12 protein-coding genes are annotated in these 18,297 nt (G+C 34.1%); 8 read left to right on the top strand and 4 right to left on the bottom strand.

Going from position 1 to position 18,297, the window contains the following annotated elements; genetic code table 11:
- Positions 1-33: 33 nt before the first annotated feature.
- The 7 genes from M3627_RS08335 (at position 34) to M3627_RS08305 (ending at position 5,774) form a co-directional block, all read left to right on the top strand.
- The gene (locus M3627_RS08335) at positions 34-1,005 is read left to right on the top strand and encodes a Rad52/Rad22 family DNA repair protein (protein ID WP_251553661.1); all 972 of its coding nucleotides are present in this window, start codon (positions 34-36) and stop codon (positions 1,003-1,005) included.
- Between the two features lie 112 nt (positions 1,006-1,117).
- Positions 1,118-2,221 (top strand): DNA polymerase III subunit beta, encoded by a 1,104-nt coding sequence (gene dnaN / locus M3627_RS08330; RefSeq protein WP_251553659.1) that lies wholly within the window; start codon positions 1,118-1,120, stop codon positions 2,219-2,221.
- Between the two features lie 42 nt (positions 2,222-2,263).
- Positions 2,264-2,587, top strand: a complete 324-nt coding sequence (locus M3627_RS08325; protein WP_251553657.1) for a hypothetical protein — start codon at positions 2,264-2,266, stop codon at positions 2,585-2,587.
- 12 nt (positions 2,588-2,599) lie between these two features.
- Positions 2,600-3,133, top strand: coding sequence for a hypothetical protein (locus tag M3627_RS08320; protein ID WP_251553655.1), 534 nt, complete (start codon positions 2,600-2,602; stop codon positions 3,131-3,133).
- Positions 3,117-3,833: a prokaryotic E2 ligase family D protein gene (locus M3627_RS08315; RefSeq protein WP_251553653.1), complete on the top strand. Its 717-nt coding sequence runs from the start codon at positions 3,117-3,119 to the stop codon at positions 3,831-3,833. The genes M3627_RS08320 and M3627_RS08315 overlap by 17 nt, the downstream gene beginning before the upstream one ends.
- Before the next feature lie 79 nt (positions 3,834-3,912).
- Positions 3,913-4,905 carry a hypothetical protein gene (locus tag M3627_RS08310; protein WP_251553651.1) on the top strand — a complete coding sequence of 331 codons (993 nt, stop codon included), beginning with the start codon at positions 3,913-3,915 and terminating at the stop codon, positions 4,903-4,905.
- A 2-nt stretch (positions 4,906-4,907) separates the two neighbouring features.
- Entirely contained in the window at positions 4,908-5,774 is an 867-nt protein-coding gene (locus M3627_RS08305) for a ThiF family adenylyltransferase (protein WP_251553649.1), read from the top strand.
- 233 nt (positions 5,775-6,007) lie between these two features.
- Here the strand turns inward: M3627_RS08305 and M3627_RS08300 are convergent, their stop codons facing one another.
- A complete protein-coding gene (locus tag M3627_RS08300) occupies positions 6,008-6,328 on the bottom strand; it encodes a hypothetical protein (protein WP_251553646.1) in 321 nt (106 codons plus the stop codon).
- 8 nt (positions 6,329-6,336) lie between these two features.
- The gene (locus M3627_RS08295) at positions 6,337-12,903 is read right to left on the bottom strand and encodes a DNRLRE domain-containing protein (RefSeq protein ID WP_251553644.1); all 6,567 of its coding nucleotides are present in this window, start codon (positions 12,901-12,903) and stop codon (positions 6,337-6,339) included.
- Between the two features lie 731 nt (positions 12,904-13,634).
- Here M3627_RS08295 and M3627_RS08290 point away from each other — a divergent pair.
- On the top strand, positions 13,635-14,609 hold the full coding sequence (locus tag M3627_RS08290; RefSeq protein ID WP_251553642.1) for an aminoglycoside phosphotransferase family protein: 975 nt from the start codon (positions 13,635-13,637) through the stop codon (positions 14,607-14,609).
- A gap of 93 nt (positions 14,610-14,702) precedes the next feature.
- On the opposite strand, the gene M3627_RS08285 is transcribed toward M3627_RS08290, so the two are convergent.
- Positions 14,703-15,841 (bottom strand): IS3 family transposase gene (locus tag M3627_RS08285; RefSeq protein WP_251553640.1). Its coding sequence is split into 2 segments (ribosomal slippage): positions 14,703-15,616 and positions 15,616-15,841, totalling 1,140 coding nucleotides; the frame shifts between segments, so codons are not numbered across the junction.
- 515 nt (positions 15,842-16,356) lie between these two features.
- Positions 16,357-17,592, bottom strand: coding sequence for a replication initiation protein (locus M3627_RS08280; RefSeq protein ID WP_251553638.1), 1,236 nt, complete (start codon positions 17,590-17,592; stop codon positions 16,357-16,359).
- Positions 17,593-18,297: the final 705 nt, after the last annotated feature.

Raw genomic sequence — 18,297 nt, 5'->3', positions numbered from 1 at the left:
ATTGTTAAAAAACCGGGAGGAAGGGTGTTATAGATGGCCGATGCTATCACTGAATCACAAAATGTATTACAGAGGTTAAAAGAGCCATTCAAACCAGAATTAATCGAATGGAGAGCAACAGCTGCAACTGAAAGAAACGGAAAACTAAAAGTACTTGTAGTTCCTTTTGTGAATGCAAGAGTTATAGCAGAACGTTTAGATGAAGCAGTTGGAGTGTACTGGAAAGACAAATATGAAACAATCTCAGTAAAGGATTATACTGGTTTTCATTGTACTTTGTCTCTCAAAATTGGAGACGAATGGATTTCTAAGCAAGATGCTGCTGAACTCCCTGTAATCGAACCTATTAAGGGCGGTTATTCTAGTGCTTTTAAAAGAGCTGGAGCTAAATGGGAAATCGGTAGATATCTGAAGGATTTACCCGATTGTTGGGTAGAGGTACGACAAGAAAAAGGCCCACACTCTGTTGATGGGAACTTTAAGGTTAAAGGTAATCTTCAACAGGTTAAAGGGTACTTTAACACCCCTTCTTTACCTAATTGGGCGCTACCTAATAATGAAAAAAATAATCACAAAAAACAAGGCCAACAGCAACAGCAACAGCCACGTGTTGAAAGTAATGATGACCAATCAAACGTATTAGATAAGTTACAAGCAAATGTACACTCAGCTCTTCAATATCTTCAAGTTCCATTAAATTTGGTTCCTCAGATTTTAGAGAAGAGCGGTTATAAGCCTGTTCAATTAGAGAAAGCTTCACAAAAAGACTTAGAGAATCTTCTTCCGTCACTTGAACCAGCTTATCGATATGTCGAGTATTGTAGGAACAAATTAAATCTTACGGACAGTCAAATGCTCTATTATGCAAATATTAATTTAGCACCGTTGATACGGCAACAACTAATTCACATTTATGAATTAGCTTTGTATCTGACACCAGAGTTAACAAATACAACAATAATACTGGCTAAAGAAGACCTTGCTACCATTCAAAAAGTGAGCTAAGGAAGGTTCTTTTGCTAAAAGAGAGTAACGGAGACAGAAACAGCACCTTGTTTCGTCTCCTTTTTATTTTACAAAGCAGCAACCAAAGATGATTTGAGAGGAGAAAAATAAAATGAAATTTACAGTCCCTAATAAACTAATAACTGAGGTAATCAGCAAAAGCGGAAGATTAATGAATGCGAAACCACAAAATCCAATTCTTAACGGTGTTCTAGTCCAAGTTAAAGCAGATTGTATTATCTTTACGATCAGTGATGGAACAGAAAACCTTATTCATACGATACCAACTAATGAAGAATCAGGAATCGTAATTGAGAATGAAGGAAAAAGCATTCTCCCTAAAGAGGCTTTTACTATAACTAAAAAATTAAAAGGAAATATTAGCTTTGATTTACAGGATGGAACGGTTAAAGTCACCGAAGATAAAACTTGTTTAGAGTTTTCTACTATGGAAGCCGATGAGTTTCCCAAAATTAGTATGGAAAACACAAAAAATGCTATCACTTTTGATGGAGCAGATTTCGAGAACATTGTAAGAAAAACGATTTATTGTGCCTCTACAAGTGATTCTCGACCAGTTTTAACAGGAGTGAATATGAAGTTCGGTGAAGAGAATACCTTTGTTGCTACCGATAGTCACCGACTAGGTAAAGTCATACAAGGTGCATATACAGAAGAAATTAGTATTACTGTACCTGCCAATCTCTTAGATCATGCATTAAAATCTTTTGATCTCACCCGCTCCGTGGTTATATTTCCTAGTCAAAATCAGATTGCACTTGCTAACGGTCAGACTCTTCTAACTTCTACATTGTTAGAAGGTAACTATCCAGATACTTCTCGATTAATTCCAAAAGAATTTTCAGAGGAATTAGTAGTGAATAGACAAGAGTTGATTGATACATTAACTCTACTCCTTTCATTAGCAGGCGATAGTGTTCCGATTAAATTAAAGGTAGGTACGTTGTTTGCTGAGTTTTCAACTAGTAGTTCTATATCAAAAGGTGTAAAAGAAATAGCGTTTGAATCTTGGACCGGAACAGATGGATTTACAATCGGTTTATCCGGTAAATATGCCATAGCTGCCCTTCAAACTTTAAACACTAATTCAGTAAAAATCTCTTTTACAGGACAATTAAGACCTTTTGTTATTACTGCTGTCACTGAAGAACCAGTTGAAGATTTACATCTTATTTTACCTGTGAGAATCAGTTAACTAAAGACTAGGGTTTTCTCTAGTTTATGAGGAGGATTAAAAATGGTTGATTTTCAACTATTTACTAACAAATTGAATGAATGCTTATTAGAAGATGTTCCTGACTTGTCTCAAGCGACTTATATTTATCACTTGGCACACAACCAACCAGAAGTTAAGAATATAAACTTTGAAGCAATTAATCTGTGTAAATTAAAGAACATCATAAATAACTTAGAAGACTCTATTATTTATGAAGATGAGGACGGCAATGTACGTATTTCTTCGGAATCTGCTTTTGGCCGTGTTATTAATTTAGGATATAAAGCTGTTGGAATGGAGCTAGCAAACTTAAAAATTGTCCCCTCCACCATACGTTTTTTATAGGGAGGAAATAATATGTTATCAATGGAGGAAATCTATAAAACCAAAGCTTATCTTAATAACTTGTATTTATGCAAACTAGCACATATGCAAGGGTTAGATGTTAAGGAAATACTGCATCATACCTCTATTCAGCCAGATGATTATTCAAATGATGAACCATCATGGGAAGCTTTTTTAAAAATTTCCCAGAATACTTTTGAGGTAATGGATTATTTTTTCCCAGAAGAGGATGAGCCTGATATTTTTTATTGGTTAGAGCTTGCTAGAGTTCCTATATCTAAAACTAAGCATTTGTATTCTTTTGTGTTAATCATTTTAGATAGCCAATTATTATTTGATATTCCATTAAAAGTGGAATCCGCTTTAAGTGAACTAGGTGGTCAGATAACGATATACCCTATCGATGATGGTGTAGTAATAATAGCGGATACAGACTATGGGACAGTTGACTGGGCCTTGCTGTATGACACGTTATTAGATAAGTATCGCAAAAATGGTGAGTTTAAGAAGAATCTGGAGCGTGAATATTATGAAATGGTTATTTGAGTTTACCGATTTGCCTAAGAATCCTTTTTATCCACTCATAGCTTATCAAGAATTAGACAGCGGAGAAAAAAGAGGTCCTTTTTATCTGAGTATAGATGAACTTATACGAGCTATGAGAGAAGAAATGGAAGTTGATCATGAAGAAACAGAATATTTAATACACGGAGAGGCAATCTGCTCCCCTGTGTTACCTAAGAATGTAATCAACTATGCCACTAATAAAGAGCAAACTAAAGAACAAATTACTATTGAGTTACCTAAGCAACAATTTGATATAAAATACCAAAATACTAATGCTGAAAACATCTTTTTCTTGGGGTTCCCTAGAATGGTTGTTCAATTTAGTTTGGTTAAACAAGAGAATTCTAAAAGAAAGTTAGTTGATACCAAGATATTTGCAGTATTGGATGATGGTAAACCAATTAATGAAGAGACCCCCCTCTACTCGTTTCCATATACCAACGTAGGTAAACAGAATGGAGTTGTATGTTGGGGAAGTAATACAGCTCTGTACTTAGAGGAACTATCTGAACTTAATCGTGCGTTTCAAATGTTTATCTCCAGTCCTTTTAATGAAGATAGAGGCGTACGAACCACTCATGGGATTGGTAATTTCAGAAAACTAATCGATTGTATTGAAGGGCTACCATTTGATGATGAGTGGCTAATACCGATAAATCAAGCACTCAAAGATATTTGAGAGAGAAATAAAGAAAAATTAGCGTGAATATAAACTGTAAGCCCTCACCTTATAGGGAGGCATGAGAGGAGAAATTATAATGTCAGAACAATTCGACCTATTTTCAATGTTAAATAAAGCACAAGAGGCAGATGCACAAAAACAAAAAGAACGCGATGAAAAAGAAAGAAATGAAAGACAAGAAAAAATAGCAAAACAGAAAGCTATAGCAGAACAAAAATCTGCAGAAGTTGCGGAGAAAAAAGAAACAAATAATAAGGAAAGCAACAATAAAAGTGATAGTAGCAAGAAAGAGCCTGCAGCAAAGGTAGAACCATTTGCTCCAAATGAGGCAACTATCATCCGTTACTTTGGAGAGAGTATAGAAATTACAGAGTATTTCAGCTCAGAAGAACTCGCAGAGGGGTTATTAATCCACAAAAAAGATGAAGAACCTACCCGTGCACCATTAACAGCTGAGTTGCTTCGCCAAAGAATGGAAAAGGTTTTCCCTGAATTGGTAAAGGATTATACAGAAATGATTTTTTTAGCCAAGAAAAATTTAGTTATTCCAACTATGAAAGCTAAAAAGAAAGGGAATTGTAGAGTGTTGCCATCTGGCGACACTTTCCCTTTGCTTAAAATTCCTTACAAAATCCTATCAAACTTCATTAGTGTTGCTAAGTTATACGGGGAGCATGAATTAGAAGTACATGCTGATATATATTATCAAAAACATACGAAATCTTTTATTTTGGATTTTCCTCAACAAAATATTAATAGATACAACGTGGAAGTGACGGAAAGTAGTAGAGAGCTAGCAGAAAGGTTTATCGATGCGACCAAGATATTAGAAATTCATTCTCATCACTTGTTTGCAGTGGCACCCTCTAAGCAAGACAATGAATCTGAACGAATACCAGGTATGCATTATGCAATTGTAGGGAGAATAAATAAATATTTTCCTGACTTATATATTCGCCAGTTCATATCAGAGAGTATAGGTCATAAAGAAAAACATATGGATGATATTTTTGAGAATCCATTTTTAGAGTTACCAAACTATGAAGATAGTAAAATCGAGGTGATTTAGTAATGACTGAATCAATCAAGATAAAAGATAAGGCTAAGAGTAACTATACACCCTATAAAGGCGTTTTTTATAACATATTACAAATCGGCTCAGGTGGGACAGGTGGATATTTAGCTCAACATATTAGCCAACTAATTGGAGTATCAAAAAGCCAAGCAAAATACGTAATAGCAGATCCTGATATTATTGAAGAGAAAAATTTGGGTAATCAATTGTTCTTAGAAGAGGAAGTGGGTCTTAAAAAGGCGGATGTCTTAGCAGCCCGATATTCTCATGCTTACGATTTAAGAATTGGTACTTATAGTGAAAAGTATATTGAAAGTACAAAGGATATTGAGAATCTGTTTTCCTCGGAATACTATCAATATCCTTACAATCAGATGAGAGTTAAAATTTTAATAGGAGCAGTTGATAATAATTACTCCCGAAAAATTATGCATCAGTATTTTATGGAAAACAAACCTTGTATCTATATTGACGCTGGTAATGAGGCTCCTAAAATGCCAGCGGATTGGATGAACAGACCCAAAAATGAGTGGACCAAAAATGAAATTGAAGAATTTAACGCAAGTGGTTGGACTGGTCAAGTAGTCACTGGAGTCAACTTTAATTTATTTAAACAAGACCCAGTTGCTAAAGTATTCCCTGACATTTTAGAGGATACAGATGAATTACGGCCAAGTGAGCTATCTTGCACAGATTTAACGGCTAGCGAACCTCAACGACTTATCGTTAACAAGTTTGCTGCAATGGCAATAACGAGTATATTAACAGAAATAATTGAAGAAGATACAATTTCATCTCATATGACTGTTTTTCACGCAAAGAAAAGTAATATGAGATGTACACCTATTAAAAGCAGCAACTAAACACGGTTGCTGGTAGAGAAATCAAATTCATCCAAAATTTAAGATAATTTTTTCCCAAATAAAAACACCTCCAATTTTACACTTTTAAGTAGTGTATCGATTCGTAGGTGTTTTTATTTGTCTCATTTTTTTAGGTCAGTTCAAGGCTAACCTATCGGTTTAACTAGGTAGATACTATGTTTATTGTCATTAATACATCAATGTCGCGACTATTTGCGTCAAATATTTAATTATTAATCACCTCCAATGTGTATTTTTTCTATTTCATTGTTTTTTAATATTTTTACGAGCTCTTCCAAAGAAGAATGAAAATTTTTAGGAATGAAGATTTTTATATTCATCAAATCTTCTATAAGTTTTTTAATTTCTGTTCGTTCCAATACAATATCCGTTAAATAATAATTACTAATTTTCTTTAAATAGTTGTAACTTTTCCAATTATTATTACTTTGAAATATTGATTCATGTAGTGAATAATCGATTTCCACTATTCCTATGATTTTATTGTTATGTTCGAACATTACCAAATCAAGCCCCATATTTACTCTCTCCATTACTTTGTTTATTTAAAACCGCTTTGAGGAAATGCAGTCACTAGATTACCATTTTTATCAACCACAACTCTTACATAATAAAGCTTTTTCCCAGTTGCATCAACACCAACCGGATTATTAAATCGTTTTTCATAAATAATATTACCATCACTTTGTTTGGACATACGTGTTGGATCTCTAAAGGTCTTCCTTGTAAATGTTCTCCAGTCTCCTCCCTTAACAGTCCATTTACTTTTATGTTTCCATTTTTTATTTCCAATATGCCTTTCTGCAACATGCTTGGTACCACTTCTTGTAAAATTAATTTTACTTGGAAGCTTCATCAACGTTTTATAAGCGCTGAAAGGTACTCCTCCGCCGCCACCTGGTCCTTGTTCCAGTTGTTTCATACCATCTGGATCAACATACTTGACAGGGTTATTTGATACATAGTTATACCCATTTTGTGTAAGCATATCATCGCTATCACCAGGATCAGGATCTTGCGATAAAAATACACCTGATTCTGGTTGGTAGTATCTAGCTATCAAGTAATATAATCCTGTTTCTTTGTCATACTGGTAGCCTGCATAACGATAAGGATTGTCCTTCACTTGGTCTGTTTCATCAAATTCTAATACATTCCCCCATGCATCGTATTTATAGGTAGCCACTATTTCACTATTTCGATTAGTTAAAGCTATAACATCTCCGTGGGCATTATAATGATAGAAGAAAGTTTGCACTCCCTTCTTCATCGAAAGCAACTGACCATTTTCTGAATACGTGTAAGAACGTATGACATTGTTTTTCTCATCTGTTTCATAAAGAACGTTGATACTATCCCCATTATAATGGTAGTTGGTAACAACTTCATTAGCATTTTTCTGAATTCGTCTTCCACTCTCATCATACTGATATGTGACAAAAGGAGTAGATTCTCCTATTTTCGTAACAGAAATAAGCTCATCTGCATTATTCCATTCATAGATATACTGTCCATCTATTACTCGGTTGCCGTTGGTATCATAAGTAATGGTCTCATCATCAAATTGCGTTAATTGGTTGGCTATATTATATATTGCAATTTTATTTGTAGTTTGACCATTATTTGTAATGGTTATTTTCTTTCTGTTTCCAAAGCCATCATAGGCGTATTCATTGACCTGTCCATTTCTTAAAGATTCTTTTATCAATTGTTCTTGGTCATCGTAATCATATGATATAAATGAATCATCAAGATAGTCTATTTTTGTACGGTTTCCATTCGAGTCATAAGAGTAGTCTTCCGTTAAAATTTCTCTTCCGTCTGCTGTTCCAATGGCAAGGTTGCTTACTAGTCCCCGATCATCGAAGTTAAAAGTTGACCCTGCCCCGTTAGCTGATGTGAATGTTTGAACATTTCCTTTATCATTATAGCCAAAATGGTAAGTGCCGTCTCCCGTGGTAACAAGTGTATTTTGATCCAACTGGTTATATTCGTATTTATTTGTTTGCGTAAAGGCCCCATGTGAAAAGATGAAACTATCTAACTTATCGGTTTTGGCAAGATAGTTCCACTGCTGGTGCCCTTCCCGATCCTTCAAGTCTTTGACTCGGTTAGAGGAATCAAATGCTCTAGATTTCTGCCTTGCTTCCTTTACATACATAACGGACTCTTCATTTCCATTTAAATCATACTTAAAGTTAAAATACTCTTCATTATTATAGAAAATACTTTTAACTCTATCTACACCATCATAAGTCCACGAAATAGCGTTTCCTCTTGGTAAAATTGTTTTCGTTAGGTTTTTGTTAGTATCATATTCATTGATAGTCACATCATTTAATGAACCTGTTGTTTTGGTCAGATTGTCCAATTCATCATATTCATATCCAAAAACTTGTGACTTCCCATCTTTATCTGTGATGGACTTCGATTTCATATTCCCGTTTTTATCGTATCCGTATTGAATGGACGTTCCATTAGAGAGTAGAAGATTCTTCAAAAGGTCTGTTGCGTAATAGTTAAAAATTTTCTTCGAACCTTTTGCATCCATCTCTTCTTTCTTATTGCCGACAGAATCGTACTGAATGGATGTCGTATATCCCATTTCATCTTCAATTTTATTTAAATATCCGTTGCTGTCATAATTAGTCTTAGTAACGACCGATCCTTTTGTCAAACGTATAGCATCAAACCATGCAGTACCAGCATAATTCCCCTTAAATTGGAGAGAGACGTCTATTTTACTAATCGGCTTTGTTGAAGGAATGCTAATCAACGCGAGATTCCAATCCAGATTATTACTCAAACCTTCCATAAATTCTTTGGAAGTACCATCCACATAGTGAACTGATGCGGCGATGGAATAATCTTCTTTACTCACCCCTTCAACCATTCTGATATCGCTTGTCTTAGATAATCCAGTTAATGTTATTGGGAACGGTTCATCTGTTGAATCTTGTCCAATATTAATTGTTTGTTTATAAATTCCTGGTTCCTGTGTGGCATATCTTGTTAGTTTTAATGACTTACTTCCGTCAAACGCACTCGTATCTGAGACACCACCAGTTCCTGCCCAATTAGTAAGCCCTCCCTCAAAGCTACTGTTAACAATAGGATTATAGCTGGAAGAAACTTCTCCTTTTTGTAATTGGATAGCATCAAACCACGCTTCTCCTGAAGCATTTGAATTTTTATGTTCCACATTTAAAAATACACGAACTTTGGCTGTATTTTTAGGTGTTTTAAATGTTAACTGACGGTCTGTCCATCCTCTGTCTCCAGCCAATGTGCTATTACGATTGTGTACCGATGATATAATGTTGTTTTCCTTATCTAAGAACTCAATTTTAAAAAATGCATATGCTTTTGTTAAAGTTGTCTTCACTCTTCCACTAAGTATATAGTTTTTATCTTGTTCGACTGTCATTTCTTGAGATGCAGCAACATATCCCAGTTCATTAGTTGTTGAACTGTAATCTACATTTATCTTTAATGTCTTAACCCCAAACAAACCATTGGAAGCATTTGTGTCGATAGCCAAAGTTCCTTTATCATTTTTACGTAATATTGTCCAAGATGTTGTTCCCTCTTCAAAACTGTTGTTTATAAGCAAATTATTTGATACACCAATTGGTGCACTTGATTCTAGTATATCTCCAAATTGGTTGTATTTTGAAAAAGATGATATATTTCCACTTAAGTCTACTTCTGATATTGGATTATATTCATCATAGGATATAGTTGTCTCTTTCTCCTTTGGATTCTCACCCTCGATCACAACAGACTTTTTAATGTCGTTATTTTCATTGTAATCATACTTAAATTTCAGATTGTCTTGATAGATTGAAGATGTCTTTAAATTTCCATTATCATCGTAACTATATGTTTCGGTTGGATTCAAAGTATTTTGATCCTTAGGGCTTCTCATTTCTTCTAAATTGTTTCCTACATAAACATAGCTAGTGATTAGCTTCAATCCATCCTCATCCGTTTCAATCTTTTGAACAGGATTTCCTGCTTCGTTAAATGAGTATTGGATTTGTGAATTATTAGGATTTGTCAACAATAACTGTCTTTTTTGTTCGTTATAGTCTAAAGAATAGTCATTTTTTTTGGCATCCGTCACTTTTTCCAAGCGATTATTTAAATATGCGTAAGTTGTTACTACTGGTTTAACTGTGGTATGTGTCGGCTCATATAACTTAATCAATTCCGCGTTTGCATTATACTCATATTCTGTAACTTGATCACTACTGTCAATCACTTGTTCAAGCAAATCAGGATTTAAAGGATTATATTTGAATGAAATGACTCTTTGTAATGGATCTGTTATTTTTTCAACTCGCCCATTTGCATTGAGCGAGATTATTATCTCACGAGATGTGGCATTTTTTGTTTCATCCTTAAATGATTCTTTTATTGTCAATTGATTAGAAGTAAATAGATATTCTGTTGAGTTATTGTAGCGATCCGTTATCTTCGATAGGTTTCCGTTACTTTTCGTAAAGTAATAGATTGACTGGTCTTTTGATTCAAGCTTATATTGTTCATCTGTTTCTGTTAAATCGAGATATATACCAGTTGGGGCTTTATAAGTTCCGTCGATTTGCTTTTTGAATAGATGAACAGTACCATCTTCGTCAGTGAATTTAGCATCTTGATTTTGTTGAACAATACTCATTTCGGCATCACTGTGCCAGCCCTTCCCGAATAATCCAACTGTTGGAGATAGACTATTATATGTTCGAGATATTCCTATGCCAGGCCCATTTCCGGATATAGAAATGTCATTTGCTGTTAACATTAAATTTCCTGTTGCTGCATTGACTGTACCATTTGAAACACCAATCATTGTCCAATAGTCTTCTGCTCCTAAAAGCTCAGTTCCTTGAGGCATTTTAGTGATCAATGTATCATTGGAAAATACTGTTTCTCCATGTGCATTATACGCACTTAATCGGAAGAAGTAGTTTTTAGAACTGGCATATTTTGTTCCCATTTTAGCGTACATCGGTGAAGGATCCACCGGAAATTCAAGTCCTTTACCATCCTGGTGTAGTTTCAGATTCTCTGGACTTCCGTTTTTTATTTCCTCAGCAGTTGGCCAAATACCTTTATTTTGTGTCGTCCAACTAGTAGCATCTTTCACATCAAAAGATTCATAACTAAGTCCATTAAAAATCCAAACTTTGTAGCCTGTAGCTCCCTCAATTGGTTCCCAATCTAAATTAACATAACCAGAGTTTGTCCCGATTTGATTACTATAGGCAACTCCTGTAGAAATTTGAGGCATCGCTAAGTCCGGAATGTTCGGTACAATAGGATTTGCTTTTGGACTTTCTCCATTCGCAAACACTGCACTTACAGAGATGGCATAGTTGGTTCTATCGTTATAAGTATTCCCTCCCGAAGCTTGGTAAACAGCTTGAGGATTAACTGGAAGATTGCTTCCTTCTTTTGGCCACACTGATTTATCTTTTGTAGACCATTTGGTGTTTTTACCTACATTGACTGGCTTATACTCTTTCCCGTCAAAGAACCACACATTATAGCTAGTAGCTCCTGCTACTGCGCTCCACTGTAAATCAATGTAACCCGTATCATTTCCTAAGCTATAGGTCTCTGCAGAAAGATTACTAGGAGACGGATATGAATAAGAGATATTCAAATGCGGACGGTAATCTAGAACACTATGCTCATAGGAATAGAATTTTTTCCAGAACGTTTGGCCATTTCCATTCGTATGGAGTTTAAATCCATAGTTAGGAGTTGTTCCTTTGATCCAATCATTTACTGCATTTTTAACATTGAAAGTAGCCCAGTTTCCTTTATAGACACTTGTTGAAGTAAACAAGGAAGATGTTGGTTTGTTACTCCATTTGAGAGTTGATTCGTCCCACGGACCATTCACTCGATCAAGCCATATACCAGTATTCGTTTCAGGATAATACGAATGAACATTGTATATGTTGAATATAGCTGTTTCAATAGTTGCATAGGGTAATGATGGGGTAGGTGTTTTCACATAGGCAAAGTTTTCACCCGTTGCGGAACTATAATTCCCTGCCTTTAATATAAACGCTCCTAATCCACTATCCCAGTCTTTTCCATAGTTGGCGTCGGGATAAGCACTCGACACAGAAGCATCTTGAGTCGCTTGCACCTTCGTCGTTGGGTCTATATAGATGGGATATACTCTCGCTGGGTCTTCCAACCATTTTTGATCTGCCACGACTGTAAACGCATATCCATTTTCTTCTTGCTTCAATTCAAAGTAAACATTTTCTGAGCGCTCAGGTTCTGTGGACTCTGGATTGATATTAGAGTCTGTCATATATGGTTTCGGTAACGTAAAGATAATTTCATCCAATGTGTCTCTGAAGGTAATGGCACCTGTTTCTTCTATATTTGCCTTTAGATCCGTTTCTACAAAGAAATGATAGCTATTTGTCCCATTATTATGATTTAGAATAATATCTTCTTTTACTATTCCATCAAATACAAGATTACGTAACGTTAAACCAGGGAGAATGTCTTTATAAACAATCTTATTTTCATCATAAGTAGCATCTGTACTTTTAGCTTTTTGAACCCCTTCTTTTCCGGAGGCTTTAATGAATGAGTAAGATATCGTGTGTCCCTTATAAGAAAGGACCGCATACTTGTTTTCATTTAATTTAGGAGAAAATTGAATGTCAAGAAGCGTATTATCTGTTGCAAGTTCACTAGTAGTTTCACCTGCAAAAAACTTTCCAGCTTTTTGTTTTTTTATCTCCGGCTGTATTTCTCTCCACTTTCCGCTATTCTTACGAAAAACCGGTTCTTGGAACATTTGCATGGTAAATGTTCCATCCCCATTATCAATAACCTTAGAGGATTCTGTACGAAGTTCCGGCACCTCCTTTGGTTCCGACTCTTCAAAAGGGGGAGCTTCTCCTGATGAAATAGCAGGTAATTCATTTTGTTTAAGTTGGGCAGACGCCTCCTCCTTTTCTATTACTGTATTTTCAGTCGCCTCTACTACCAAATGGTTAATAGGTATTGATGTAAAAATTAGTAATGCTGCTAAAATGCTACATAAATATTTGCTAAATAATGCTTTATACAAAACTTATTACCTCCTAAAAAATTAATATCCATTGCAGGAATATTTTCCATAGCGAGGATTATAATAAACTATATTAAAATAATTAGATATGAGTAAAATTACATAAAAAAAAGTCTAATAAAATATTAAAATAATTATATTTATCTAAGTAATTGCTTAGATTTGTTTTACTATGCAAATAAATAAAAAAGCCTACATGACAATAGTCGGTGGGCTTTTTTAGGAAGAAGTACATCATATATATAGGTATCAACAACCATATTTCCTTGTAACTTGTTACTCTTTTTTACGGCTTTTTTTGGTATACAATTATTCCTATTGTTCTTTTTTTACAATAATAAATTAAAAGAAAATTGTTCTATATTTATTTATAAATTCTTAATTAATAGTGTATAAAAATTCTTTAATATATAGAAGAATTATATATATATCTTATGTACTGAGTTTGTAATTTTTCCTTCATCGGTGATTATTTATAACAAAAAAACACACATCTCAACTAAAAGATGCGTGCTTTTCAATAACATTGTTTACTCCTTTTTTAAGTTGATGTGCATACCTTAGAATTCTTGGATTAAACAGTAGAAGAACTTGGCTATGTTAAAGGCTTGGGGTGTTTTTTCGTGAGGTGATCTTGTTTGTTAAGTGTTACACTTAAACTAACGCAGCAGGTTAGTAAAAGAAGAAATATAAATCTATTATAAATCAATGATTGTTCTCAAAAAAACTTAATGAACAGAGGCGAGAAAATGATTGAACCACTATTAAAGCAGATTCCTGTATTAAGCAATTGTAAAGACGTTATCCAAATTAAAAAAGGGTTTTCCTCAGATGAAAAATATTTAATACATATGAATGATGGAAACAAAAAGTTACTCCTTAGAACCTTTAAGTTAGAAGAGTTTGAATCAAAAAAGAAAGAATATTCTATTCTAGAAAAGATGCAGGAATATAACGTTAATTGTTCACAGCCGATATCTATGGGTCAGGTAGGGAGTCGGGGGTATATGATCACATCATACATCGAGGGGAAAGATGCCGAGGAAGAAATCCGAAAATACTCAGAACTAGAGCAATTTAATATTGGCTTTGAAGCTGGGAAAGAATTGAGGAAAATCCATCAGTTTGCGGCTCCAAACCATGTCTCTTCATGGCATTCAAGGAAAGAGGAAAAACACAAGAATTATATTGATGCTTATTTAGCGTGTGGAATTAGAATTGAAAATGACCATAAAATAATGAATTTTATTGAAGAAAATATACACCTCATGAAAGAGCGGCCGAACGTGTTTCAACATGATGATTTTCATGTTGGAAATATCATTGTAAATAATAAAAAATTCGCTGGAGTTATAGATTTTAACCGATATGATTGGGGCGATCCTATACATGAATTTCTTAAAATTGGTATCTTCAGTCGGGAAGTAAGCATTCCTTTTTCAATTGGACAAATAAGGGGATATTTTAATAATACTGAACCCGATGAATATTTTTGGAGGCTTTACTCACTTTATCTAGCAATGTGCGTCTTCTCTACTGTAATATGGACCTTAAAAACGGTTCCAGACAACTTAAATGATATGTTAGGTAAAGTGGATTTACGTCAATATCTTGGACACAAAAAAGTTAAGTCAGTTTCAGAACGGCATCCATTTCTGGAGTGTCCTGTATCCAGCGAAACCAGTCAAGTGAAAGACCGTACTTGACAGCTTTCGCTGGATACAGGAAATATAACCCATGGATGTCGTCCAAATAATTGTGTAGGTAGGATAAATCAGAAAGCCAAGCCAACTTTTCTATCAAACTGCTTCTTTACGACATAAATCTTCCATTTGTTGTGGTGTTAAATAGTTAATAGCCCCATGGATCCGTTTCCGATTGTACCACGACTCAATGTAATGAAAGAGGGTCAATCGCGCAGTTTCAAAGTTTATATAAGAAGTTTGATATACTTCTTCTTTCTTCAAAATCGCATGAAAAGACTCGATACAAGCATTGTCATATGGGCATCCTTTACGACTGAAAGATTGTTTGATTTTTGCTTCTTTCACTGCTTTTTCAAAATCTTCACTGGTGTATTGGCTGCCTAAATCGGTATGTAAAATTAGTCCTTCTTCTGGTTGTTGAACGCCGATGGCGTTCGCTAATGCTTGTAAAACAAGTTCTGTTGTCATCGATTTGGAAAAGGAATAGCCTACAATTTTTTTCGTGTGTAAATCTAGGACGGAAGCTAAATAACACCAGCCGTCTCTTAATGTATTGATATACGTAATATCTGCCACCCATTTCTCATTGATGGTCGTGGTTTCAAAATTTTGTTCTAACAGGTTTTCACGTTCCACCACTTGTACGGTGGAGGAGGCTGGTCGGTACTTCTTCATAATCGTTGATCGAATTCCTGCCTTTTTCATGATTCGTTGTACGCGATTTAAGCTGAAAGTGACCTTTTCTTGTGTTAGTAGATAATGAATTTTTGGTGCACCGTAGCGACCTTTACTCTCCGTGTGTATAATTTTTATCCGTGCTAAAACAGCTTCGTTTGCTAGGGCATACGAAGATTTTACTTTATGGAGTGATTGATAATAGGTGCTTTTTGGTATTTTAAGTACATTACACATAACTTGAACAGGAAAATTTTCTTTCTCCTTTTTGATATGATCAATGATCTCTTGGTCCGTTACTTTCTGGCGAATATGGTCATAGCCTTTTTTAGGATTTCTACCTCCTGTTGAAGCCGCAGGTTTTCCTTTTGAATTTCTGCAATTTGCGCCGGTGTTAACCCACCACTGTTTTCGATTGGGGAAAGTGCTTTAATCCATTTATAAATAGTTACTTCAGATATACCATATTCGCTACTAAAATCACTCACAGATGCACCAGATCTATGGAGTTCGACAATTGTTTGTTTAAATTCTTGGTTATAACGTTTTTGTTTCATTCCGGACACATCCTCTCTATTTTATAGGATAGAGACTTAACTAACTTGTGTCCATACATCCATACTAGCATCAAAGTTTACACTTTTTTAGAAGATCATGATTACTTTAGTGAATTAAAACCTAAATGGTATACAGAAGAGATATAAGTTTGAAATACTTTTTATTGTGAAGGATTGTAATTAAAGTAAATGTTGCAAGTTGAAGTTCAGTAAATATTATAAGGTTTGTGAAAGGTTTCACTAAGACTAAAGAGGTGCTTCAGTAAAAAACAATATCAAAGTAAAATGAGCCAGGAGAAAATAACCTAGCTCATTTTTTGTGTATTTTAAATCAACCTTTTCCTTTAACATAGCCAAGAATTGAAAACAGATTTACTTAATAGTTGCATACTACTTTTGCAAAAATTCAAATACAAGACAAAGTGAAAGTATCTTAAATTTCGATATACTAAATTACTTCTCAATGCCTTAGAAAAAGTGCTGATTTTTATTTTGAAGCCCCTTTATATTAGTATCTATGTATTAGATGAATAAATGTTACTAAGAACCTCAATACAAATACTTTTTAGATAGGTATTTTTAATAGACTTAGGACTAACCAATTTATCATATTTTTTCTCTTGATATTTTTGATATTCCATAAGCTGCTCATAGGCAGCCTTTTGAATGTCGTCTGGTTTAATCCCTAATGATTCTTTTAAATCTATTACACTAAGCAGATGACTTTCAAAATCCTCTATGGTCCGGTCATATTTATCTTTTTCTTCTGAAGCACTGTTCCCTTGCAGTTTAGCTAAAAGTTTATCTTGATAATCCTCTTTAACAGGAACATCTGCAGCATAATCCTCTTCAATCGCCTTAATCACATAAGCAGCTGGTTTTTTTACTTCCCCATATACCATTTTTTCCATAGTATAAGCAATATTGCGATCAATTTGATCTGTAGAATATTTATCTATAAGTTCACTTATTACTTTTGGTTTTAAACCAAATTGACTTAGATTATTTTGCTCAATTAAAAGTGTTTCTACCGTTAATTGTTGACTAGGTTCTTTGGGGATATTTCTAAATATATGAAACTCTATTTTATCTACTGACCTACCCTTTTTAATTTCCACAAAATCAAAGTATATATCCGACTCTGCTTTCAGTTCCTTTTGAGCCTGTAGGATAATACGTTGCTTAAAGTTAGAGTATTTAGGATATTGATCTGGCTCAATGCCCATTTTAGCTCTTAGATCTTGTAAAGTTATCACTCGTTTAGAATTGAGATTAATTCGTGACTTCAATAACTCATATAACCTTAGAGAATAAATACTTTTTAGATTAGTGATATTAAATAACTTATAGGAAGTAAAGTTACTTGTTAAAGAAAGTAAGTATTTCTCCCAAAACTTATTTATTTCAATCGTTATCGTCCCTTTATTGTCGTTATATTTAACCAAAGATAACCAAGTTATTTGTGTTGTTTCTTCTGCGATGGTTATAGAAATTGGTTTTTTAAACAAATCAAAGGTAATTTTTTTTAATTCGGAGTATCCAGATTGTCCTTTAAGTTCTAGTAATTCTAAAAACTGTTTAATTGGAAAAGTATATGTATTAGTTTGTGTATCATCCGGTTGGATATTAGAGAAAATGGTTTGTATTAGTTTGAACTCAGATGAAGTAAGTTTATATGCTGCTTCAATTAGTAAGTTTGATTTAGTAACTGTATTATCTTTACTAATAATTAATTCAACTATTTCAGACATTGATCCACCAACTTTCTTTGTTAAAAACAGTATAACATATAGGCGACGTTGGCGTTGCCTTTCGCTGTATTCCACCATTCTTGTTGCCTTTCACACCAATTACGTTGCCTTTCTCTTTGATTTAGATAATTTATTGACATTTATAGTAATATATCGATTTTAATGACACCATTTTTGTTGCCTTTATAAGTATTACACCAAAAATGTTGCCTTTAAATTGATTATCACCAATATTGTTGCCTTTTACACCAATTTCGTTGCCTTTCGCGCACCATAATCGTTATCTTTCACACCATTTCTGTTGCCTTTAACACCATAAAAGTAATATTACTCACCAAAAATGTTATAGTTGACACCAATTATGTAGTATTACTCACCAAAAGTGTTGTCTTTAAATTCTCTCAATCTACTATTCTCTAAGAGATTAGAGATTAACAAACAATAAACAAACAAACATTAATCATTTAAACAATATAAACATTATGTAATAAACAACTAAACATGTAGTTTTGTATTTATATATAATAAATAAAACAAAGATAAAAAATCTGAACTTCAGTTTATGACAAATGGACTCGTGTAAACGCTAAAATAAAATGGACAGTTTCTGCTAAATAACATTGAACACTTTCGCTAATCTAATAGATTTTCAGTAAACTATATATATTCGTTTACTGGGGGTCAGACAAGTGGAGGAAAAATTAG

The sequence above is a fragment of the Psychrobacillus sp. MER TA 171 genome, assembly GCF_023713305.1.
GTDB lineage: Bacteria > Bacillota > Bacilli > Bacillales_A > Planococcaceae > Psychrobacillus.
This window is presented reverse-complemented; position numbering and strand designations above follow the sequence as displayed.

What these genes read in the sequence shown, in the direction of transcription:
- M3627_RS08335 (WP_251553661.1), top strand. Translation starts at nt 34, where the DNA reads ATGGCCGATGCTATCACTGAATCACAAAATGTATTACAGAGGTTAAAA.
- dnaN (WP_251553659.1), top strand. Translation starts at nt 1,118, where the DNA reads ATGAAATTTACAGTCCCTAATAAACTAATAACTGAGGTAATCAGCAAA.
- M3627_RS08325 (WP_251553657.1), top strand. Translation starts at nt 2,264, where the DNA reads ATGGTTGATTTTCAACTATTTACTAACAAATTGAATGAATGCTTATTA.
- M3627_RS08320 (WP_251553655.1), top strand. Translation starts at nt 2,600, where the DNA reads ATGTTATCAATGGAGGAAATCTATAAAACCAAAGCTTATCTTAATAAC.
- M3627_RS08315 (WP_251553653.1), top strand. Translation starts at nt 3,117, where the DNA reads ATGAAATGGTTATTTGAGTTTACCGATTTGCCTAAGAATCCTTTTTAT.
- M3627_RS08310 (WP_251553651.1), top strand. Translation starts at nt 3,913, where the DNA reads ATGTCAGAACAATTCGACCTATTTTCAATGTTAAATAAAGCACAAGAG.
- M3627_RS08305 (WP_251553649.1), top strand. Translation starts at nt 4,908, where the DNA reads ATGACTGAATCAATCAAGATAAAAGATAAGGCTAAGAGTAACTATACA.
- M3627_RS08300 (WP_251553646.1), bottom strand. Translation starts at nt 6,328, where the DNA reads ATGGAGAGAGTAAATATGGGGCTTGATTTGGTAATGTTCGAACATAAC.
- M3627_RS08290 (WP_251553642.1), top strand. Translation starts at nt 13,635, where the DNA reads ATGAACAGAGGCGAGAAAATGATTGAACCACTATTAAAGCAGATTCCT.
- M3627_RS08280 (WP_251553638.1), bottom strand. Translation starts at nt 17,592, where the DNA reads ATGTCTGAAATAGTTGAATTAATTATTAGTAAAGATAATACAGTTACT.